Raw genomic sequence first — 8,661 nt, 5'->3', positions numbered from 1 at the left:
CGGATTAAGAATAATAATCAACGCCTAAAGGAGTTTGCATTATATGCCATTACAGGGCAATCCGCTTGGGAATTATGGAGAACAAGTACTAATTCAGTCATATATTAGAATATAGCCTTGTTTTTTTTAAAGACACATGCTGTTCGCTATTAATCATTCCTTTGGGTGATAATATGTTTAGCATGCTCGTTTCATAATGATTTGATTTTTAACGAATTAATCTATCCCAAATGTTTTCGTCTCTTTAAATGGGTTGATTTGAAGCGTTTTCATATCCGCTTCATAAGTTTTCCATTCATTATTGAAAAACGCATTAGTTTCACTCAATAATTCTTTTACAGCATCTTTTGCATGCTTCATCAAAGTGGTCTCGGTTGAGGTTAATCCGGTTTGACTATTACGAATGTAACCACTTACCATACGTAAGCGCTGTAATGCTGTAACTTCAGGGTTACGAGTGATACCTTGGCGGTCATCTTTTTTTCCGAAGTATTTGTCTAATAATGAATCTATTGATTTTACGATAGAATCAGATGCTTTAATTTGGTCTTCATAGGCTTCTTTATCTAGTTTTTTTAGTTTTTTCTGATAATTAGAAGCAATATTTTTACTCTCAATAAGCTGTTTTGAAGCATCTGCAAGTGTCTGTGAAATGTCTTCTAGTTCTTTTGATGCTGAATAAACTTCATTTATGTTTTTCTGAGAAATATTAAGTCTAGGGTCTGATGCTACAGTCACCATAGTTTCAGAGATTTGATCACCGTAATGTAATGCCGCTTTATAAGTTCCAGGTTTTACTGAGACACCTCCTGGTTCTTTTGTGGATTTACGAATGCGTCTCGATGGTCTATTTTTTCCAGCTTCATCCATGTACCACGTCCAACGTTGTAAGCCGTTTTCTTTAGGTGCTTTTTGTTTTAATGTTCTAATTAAACGAGACCCATCATAAAGTTTTAGTGTTAATGAATCCCATTTTATTTCGTTTCCAACTTTCTTGTCACTAATATTTTTATCATCTTTTTTTGAGTCTGATTTAATATCTGATTTTACGGCATCCTTTTTATTAAACATATACGCAAAACGCGCACCACCAGCTCTATTCTCACCATGATACATAGCATCTGCACCAAAACGACTTCCTGTTGGTTGTTGGTAAGCGGCTTGATATGCTGTTGGTGGGTTAAATAATTTGATGTTTGATGTCATTACTGATGTATTTCTAGCCATTTCTCTTAAAGGTCTAATATCATCTAACACCCAAGCGGCACGTCCAAAAGTTCCAATGACTAAGTCATGCTCTCTAGGATGAATTACTAAATCTTTAACCGATGTTGTAGGAAAATTATTGGTCCATTTTGTCCATTTATCACCGGCGTTTATAGAGATGTATAAACCATCATCAGTTCCTAAAAACATTAGGTTTGGTTCTTCTATATCTTCAACAATAGCAAGGGTATAGCTTTGTACATCATTTTCATCTACAATTCGTTCCCAAGTTTTTCCATAGTTTTTTGTTCGGTAAGCATATGGCGTATAGTTAAATCGTCTATAATCATTTGCTATTAATAAGGCTTCACCTTTGTTTTTATTAGAGGCTTTTATCTGTGCTATCCAACTTCCTTTAGGTAGACCTTTTATGTTTTTTGTGACTTCTGTCCAAGAATCTCCACCATTAATTGTGTAATGCACACGACCGTCATCTGTGCCAGCCCAAAGCATATCTTTTTCAACCCGTGAAGGTTCAATCACTAAAATTGTAGTGTGGTTTTCTGCACCAGTGGCGTCCATAGTTAATCCACCACTTTCAGATTGTTTTTGTTTTTCTGGGTCATTTGTAGTTAAATCTGGAGAAATTACAGTCCACGTTTCGCCCTTGTCTGTTGATTTATGTACAAACTGACTTCCAAAATAAATAGTACTATTATTAAATGGATCAATGTTTATTGCAGAATTCCAATTGAAACGTAATTTTACATTAGCATCTGGATGTGTTGGTTTTACGCCATAATTATTTCCGGTTTGCCAATCGTAGCGTGTCACATTTCCTTGTTGACTCATAGACCAACCATAACGGCTATCGTCTCTGTCTGGCACAACATCGAAACCATCACCAAAACTAATTTCTTGCCAGTAACTATTTCTAATACCTTGAGCGCGCCAAACGTATGCTGGTCCGCGCCAAGATCCGTTATCTTGCATTCCGCCATATACATTATATGGATATTCGTTATCTACATTGATATGATAGAATTGCGCCACAGGTAGATTACCAAAAAAACGCCATGATTTTCCGCCATCTTTAGTAATATTCATTCCACCATCATTTCCATCAATCATGAAACTCCCATCTTCAGGATGAATCCACCATGCATGATGGTCTGGGTGCACTCCATTACTTACGCCATAAGCAGGCATAAGTTGACTAAAATTTTTCCCACCATCTTCAGAAACATTTACGTAAGTGAACACAGAATACACGCGATTTTCATTTTGCGGGTCAACATAAATTTCAGAATAATAGAAAGGTCTGTTTCCAATATCACTTTTATTATTAATCATTTTCCAGGTAAAACCACCATCCTCACTTTTGTAAAGCGCATTCTTTTTTGCTTCCACTAATGCATAAATTATGTTAGGTTTATTAGGAGCGATTGCGATTCCTATTCGCCCTAAATCACCTTTAGGTAATCCGTCTTTATCTGTTAATTTCTTCCAAGTTTTTCCGCCATCATGCGTTATATGCAGACCAGAACCTTTTCCACCAGAATTAAAAAACCACGGGTCGCGTTTGTGTTCCCATAGGGCTACTAATAATTTATTAGGATTTGTTGGATCCATAACCATGTCGGCAACCCCAGTTTTGTTATTAGCGAATAAAATTTTATTCCACGTTTTTCCACCGTCAGTTGTTTTAAAAACACCACGTTCTGGATGTTCACCCCAAGGTGAACCAATTGCCCCAACATAAACTACATCAGGATTTGTTGGGTCTACAATAATTCTGTGGATATGACGCGTTTTTTCTAAGCCCATCGCCATCCAAGTTTTACCACCATCTAGCGACTTGTAAACACCGTAACCACCATTTAGCGAGTTTCGAGGATTTCCTTCTCCGGTTCCGACCCAAATAACACTTGGATTAGATTGCTGTATTTCAACAGCTCCAATGGAGGCTGTTAGTTCTTTATCGAAAATAGGCTCCCATTTAATACCGCCAGAAGTTGATTTCCAAAGTCCGCCAGAAGCTGTGCCGACGTACATTATATCAGGGTTATTGTCAACAACATCAATAGCTGTTACACGACCAGACATGCCACCAGGGCCAATATTTCTAGGCTCCATGTTTTTTACCATGTCCATTGAAAATTCTTGCGCAGAAATAAATGTTACGCAGAGAAGCATAACAAAGGAGAAAAACTGTTTCATTAGTATTTAAGGTTAGTTGAGTAAAGCTTAAAATTAATGAAAAGTTGAATAGGTTTTCTAAAAGAGATGTTAATGCTTTCGGTAAGCTATTAAAAAGCGGTATTTTTATACTGCTATGCAAGAAAAACGAAAAAAATCGGGTTTTGTATTCAAAAAATACGAAGCACCTAATCAATCACCTTTCGATAAACTTTTTGATATTTTTAAAGAGTTAATTACTTACACTTCAGGAGATTTTGATGAAGCTATCGATTGGCTAAGACAATTAGATAAGGAGTACGAGCTAACCGCTCCAGATTACACAATTGACGATTTTATAGAAGACCTTAAAAACAAAGGCTATATTCGTGAAGAAATTGACACAACTGACGTGGTTGAAGGTGATGGGAAAGGAAGGTTGAAAATCACTGCTAAAACCGAGCGTGCAATACGCCAACAAGCCTTAGACCACATTTTTGGAAAGATAAAACGAAGCGGTGCTGGAAATCATAAGAGTAAAGGTGTAGGAATAGGAGATGAGCACACGGGAGATTTTAGAGCTTATCAGTTTGGTGATGCTTTAGAAAAGGTGTCTATAACCGAAAGTTTGCGTAATGCTCAGATCAATCATGGCATTAGCGATTTTAGTTTAACCGAAGATGATTTGGTGGTTGAAGAAACCTTACATAAAAGCCAAATGAGTACCGTGCTAATGATTGACATAAGTCACAGTATGATTCTATATGGTGAAGACAGAATTACACCAGCCAAAAAGGTAGCAATGGCATTGTCGCAGTTAATTACAACACGATATCCAAAGGACTCCATAGAGATTTTAGTTTTTGGTAATGATGCATGGCCTATAAAAATTAAGGACTTACCCTATCTTAAAGTTGGTCCATATCATACAAATACGGTGGCAGGATTACAATTAGCAATGGATATGTTACGGCGTAAGCGAAATACTAATAAGCAAATTTTTATGATTACTGATGGTAAACCAAGTTGCTTACGATTACCAGATGGTCAATATTATAAAAATAGTAATGGACTTGACCCATACATTACCAATAAATGTTATGCCATGGCACAACAAGCCCGACGATTACACATACCAATTACAACGTTTATGATTGCCGAAGACCCGTATTTGATGCAGTTTGTTAGAGAATTCACACAAGCAAACAGAGGAAAGGCATTCTACACTGGATTAAAAGGTTTGGGCGAAATGATTTTTGAAGATTACGAGAATAATAGAAAAAGAAGAATTAAAGGATAATTGCTAAAATGAAAAACATAAAAACACTTGGAGAATTAAAACAAGTAGGTTATCAATCAAAATCCATAAAGGATGAATTGAGAGATAATTTGATTGAGAATATTAAGCATAAAAAAATAACATTTGAAGGTATCCACGGTTATGAGAATACAGTGATTCCTGAGTTGGAGCGTGCTATTTTATCACGACATAATATTAACTTACTCGGGTTGCGCGGTCAAGCAAAAACACGTTTAGCAAGAATGATGGTGAATTTGCTAGATGAATTTATTCCTATCGTAGAAGGTTCTGAAATTAATGACGACCCATTGCAGCCTATATCTCGATATGCTGTGGAGTTAATTAATAAAAAGGGAGATGGTACACCAATCACTTGGCTACATCGTGATGAGCGTTTTGCGGAAAAATTAGCAACTCCAGATGTAACAGTAGCGGATATTATTGGTGATGTTGATCCGATAAAAGCAGCCAATTTAAAATTGAGTTACGCAGATGATAGAGTGATTCATTACGGAATGATTCCTAGAGCGAATCGATGCATTTTTGTTATTAACGAGTTACCAGATTTACAAGCTCGAATTCAAGTCGCATTATTCAATATTTTACAAGAAGGTGATATTCAGATTAGAGGATTTAAGTTGCGATTACCATTAGACATGCAGTTTATATTTACTGCAAACCCAGAAGATTATACCAATCGCGGAAGTATAGTTACACCTTTAAAAGATAGAATAGGAAGCCAAATTTTAACGCATTACCCAGATAATGTAGATACGGCAAGGACCATAACGTCGCAAGAAGCAAAACTAGATTCTAGACAGTCTGAATCTATCCACGTTCCAGATTTGGCAAAAGACCTTTTAGAACAAATTAGTTTTGAAGCTCGTGAAAGTGAATACGTAGACGCAAAAAGTGGAGTCAGTGCCAGAATGAGTATTACGGCTTTCGAAAACTTATTAAGTACAGCTGAACGACGAGCCTTACTTTCAGGAGACGAAAAAACTACAATTAGACTTTCCGACTTTACAGGCGTTATTCCTGCAATTACAGGGAAAGTTGAGTTAGTTTATGAAGGCGAACAAGAAGGTGCAGATTTCGTGGCAAATGCATTGATGGATAGTGCTATTAAAACCCTATTCCCTAGATATTTTCCTAAGGTTGAAAAATTGCAAAAGCAAGATGAAGAAACACCATATGATGATTTAATTTCGTGGTTTTTCAATTCAGACGGGTTTGAATTGTTAGATGATTATGATGACGTAACTTATAGAGCAAAACTTGATGAGGTTACACCGTTGGATGCATTACTTGCTGATTATCAACCAGACATAGAAAAGGAAGATATCTATTTTGAAAAAGAATTTATTCTTTGGGGATTAACACAATTTAAAAAATTAAGTAAGTATCGCTATTCTGAAGGTCTTCAGTTTAAAGACCCTTATGGAAGTTATATTAGTGGATTGTAAAATATAAAAAAAGGGAAGTTATTTGCTTCCCTTTTTTATCATCGTCAATGTTATGCATATTCAATTAAAATTACTCCATTTCTTTTTATACTTCTAGAAGTAAATAGAACCTATGCTGCCTACTATTACTGTAGCAATACCTACAATTGCATAGAATATCACTGTGATGTTGTGTTTTAATTCTAACCAAAACGGAATGCTTGTTAGTATCGCAGCTGCAAAGGCACAGTAGAGTCCAATTACGCTCTAGTATATAAAACTAAAATGGAAGCTATAATAATCTTTTGGACGTTTGCTTATCATTGGTATTAAGCCTAGGACTAAAACTATACTACTGATTAAAGCAAACCAATGGAGAATGCTAAATTTTCCGTGCAGCCTATATATCATAAAAGACGAAACAAGTAATATAAACATAGAAACTGAATAGGCATAACCTACAATTTTATGTCTTTTAGTTCCTTTTGTGTTGCTAAGTACTGAGGTACCTTTAATTAAAGCTAAGATTGAAGCTATAAAATGGTATTATTCCTGCTAAACTTGAAAACATGATTTTTATTTCTATTTTAACTTCACTGCGATAGTACACATTACTTGATTCTTTATAAGGTGGATTTACTGTGAGTCTATAAGACTTGTTAATTTTAAATTCTCTTTTCTTTGATAGATTACTAAATACCACATTATTATTTTCATCCTTTAATTGAAATGTTGTTCCAAGCGGATACTGGAATTATTACATTAGACTTGTTTTGAGTAGATATAATAATCTCTATCTACTTTAAAATTTGAAACCTTTATATTTTTTGTTTTCCATTTAGACGTTGGAAAAATCCATTCAGTTTTGCCATTAATTTCAACTTCAATTGGCATATCAAAATCTTTGACAATATCAACGTATCTAAATTTGAATTGATTGTCCTCAATTTTATATTCTAAAGTAGGAATTCGAGTATCTCGTAAATACTGATTAAAGAAAGCGCTAAAGTCTTTTTTAGTTTTATTAGAAATGTAATCTTCAATCTGTTTTGTAGTTACTGTTTGATGATAAAACTCCTTATTTAAACCACGAAGTATTTCTCGCCATATTCTGTCATTTTCTACTAATTGACGTAAGGTATGTAACATGTTTCCACCTTTATAATACATATCGCCTGAACCTTCATTATTTACATCATATTGCCCAATAATTGGCGTTTTGTTTTTAATATTTGCTCTTGTACCTATGACATAATCTGCGGAGGCTTCTTTTCCGTAGTAGTAATCTAAAAATAAGTTTTCGGAATAATTGGTAAAACTTTCATGTATCCACATATCTGCAATATCTTTATTGGTAATGTTATTAGCAAACCACTCGTGACCAGCTTCATGAATTATGATAAAATCAAATTTTAAGCCCCAACCTGTGTTAGATAAATCACGACCTAAATAGCCATTTTTGTATTGATTACCATAGGTAACGGAACTCTGGTGTTCCATGCCCAAATAAGGGACTTCAACAAGTTTAAAACTATCTTCGTAAAATGGATATGGACCAAACCAATACTCAAAAGCTTTCATCATTTTTGGTGCATCTTTAAAATGTTCTTTGGCTTTTTCAAGATTATCTATTAAAACCCAATAATCCATATCGAGTTTACCTTTTTCACCATTATAAATTTCGGAAAAATTGACATAGTCACCAATATTTATATTAACACCATAGTTGTTTATTGGATTTGATACAAACCAATGTGATTTTACTTTATCGCCTAAATCTTCTAATTTTCGTAGTCTACCGTTAGATACGTTGGTTAATCCTTTAGGGTTAGTTACCGAGATAAGCATACTATCTACTTCATCATACATGTGGTCTTTATTTGGCCACCAAACACTAGCACCTAAGCCTTGATTTGAGGTTGCGATAAAGTGCTTTCCGTTATTATCTTTTTTCCAAGAAAATCCGCCATCCCAAGGCGCACGTTTTGCTTCACGCGGATAACCTTCATAAAAAACCTCTAAAGATTTTATAGCATCTACTGGTTGCTCATTAGTTACTTTAATAAAGTGTGCATTTCCTTCAGACCTAACTTTTAATTCTTCACCATCTTGGATAACCTTGATGATTTTCATAGGTGTTTGCAGGTCTATTTGTAATTCTGGTTTAGCTTTTAAAACACGATAGTTAATAGTATTTTTTCCTGAAATAAATTTTTCTTCAGGTTTAACTTCTACATCTAAATGGTAATAGGTTAAATCCCACCAAGCACGTTGAGGTGTTACGCTGCCTCTTAAGGTGTCTTGACGTGTAAAGTTTTCTTTTTCTGAAAGTAAGCCTTGTCCGATACTCAAAAATGAGCTCAAAGCTAATAATATGAATAAGTTTTTTTTCATTATAATTTTTGGCTATATTCTAATATATGACTGAATTAGCACTTGTTCTCCATAATTCCCAAGCGGATTGCCCTGTAATGGCATATAATGCAAACTCCTTTAGGCGTTGATTATTATTCTTAATCCGCTCAAGTATCA

Annotated in this window: 4 protein-coding genes; 2 read left to right on the top strand and 2 right to left on the bottom strand. The window is 34.8% G+C overall.

The window, feature by feature from the left end; all coding sequences use genetic code 11:
* Positions 1-216 precede the first annotated feature (216 nt).
* Positions 217-3,426, bottom strand: coding sequence for a hypothetical protein (locus tag HKP48_RS04575; RefSeq protein WP_296343289.1), 3,210 nt, complete (start codon positions 3,424-3,426; stop codon positions 217-219).
* Between the two features lie 115 nt (positions 3,427-3,541).
* On the opposite strand from HKP48_RS04575, the gene HKP48_RS04570 reads away from it, so the two are divergent.
* Together HKP48_RS04570 and HKP48_RS04565 are read left to right on the top strand one after the other, a co-directional pair.
* Positions 3,542-4,684, top strand: a complete 1,143-nt coding sequence (locus HKP48_RS04570; RefSeq protein ID WP_296343287.1) for a VWA domain-containing protein — start codon at positions 3,542-3,544, stop codon at positions 4,682-4,684.
* Positions 4,685-4,692: 8 nt separating this feature from the next.
* The gene (locus HKP48_RS04565; RefSeq protein WP_296343285.1) at positions 4,693-6,150 is read left to right on the top strand and encodes a magnesium chelatase; all 1,458 of its coding nucleotides are present in this window, start codon (positions 4,693-4,695) and stop codon (positions 6,148-6,150) included.
* 741 nt (positions 6,151-6,891) lie between these two features.
* Here HKP48_RS04565 and HKP48_RS04560 read toward each other — a convergent pair.
* Positions 6,892-8,523 (bottom strand): M1 family metallopeptidase, encoded by a 1,632-nt coding sequence (locus HKP48_RS04560; protein WP_296343283.1) that lies wholly within the window; start codon positions 8,521-8,523, stop codon positions 6,892-6,894.
* Positions 8,524-8,661: the final 138 nt, after the last annotated feature.

The sequence above is a fragment of the Winogradskyella sp. genome, assembly GCF_013042245.1.
Classification (GTDB): Bacteria; Bacteroidota; Bacteroidia; order Flavobacteriales; family Flavobacteriaceae; genus Winogradskyella.
The sequence above is the reverse complement of the archived record's forward strand: the minus strand, read 5'-3'. Positions and strand labels throughout refer to the sequence as shown.

Excerpts from the sequence above, each read along its gene's own strand:
- HKP48_RS04575 (WP_296343289.1), bottom strand. The coding sequence starts at position 3,426 with ATGAAACAGTTTTTCTCCTTTGTTATGCTTCTCTGCGTAACATTTATT.
- HKP48_RS04570 (WP_296343287.1), top strand. The coding sequence starts at position 3,542 with ATGCAAGAAAAACGAAAAAAATCGGGTTTTGTATTCAAAAAATACGAA.
- HKP48_RS04565 (WP_296343285.1), top strand. The coding sequence starts at position 4,693 with ATGAAAAACATAAAAACACTTGGAGAATTAAAACAAGTAGGTTATCAA.
- HKP48_RS04560 (WP_296343283.1), bottom strand. The coding sequence starts at position 8,523 with ATGAAAAAAAACTTATTCATATTATTAGCTTTGAGCTCATTTTTGAGT.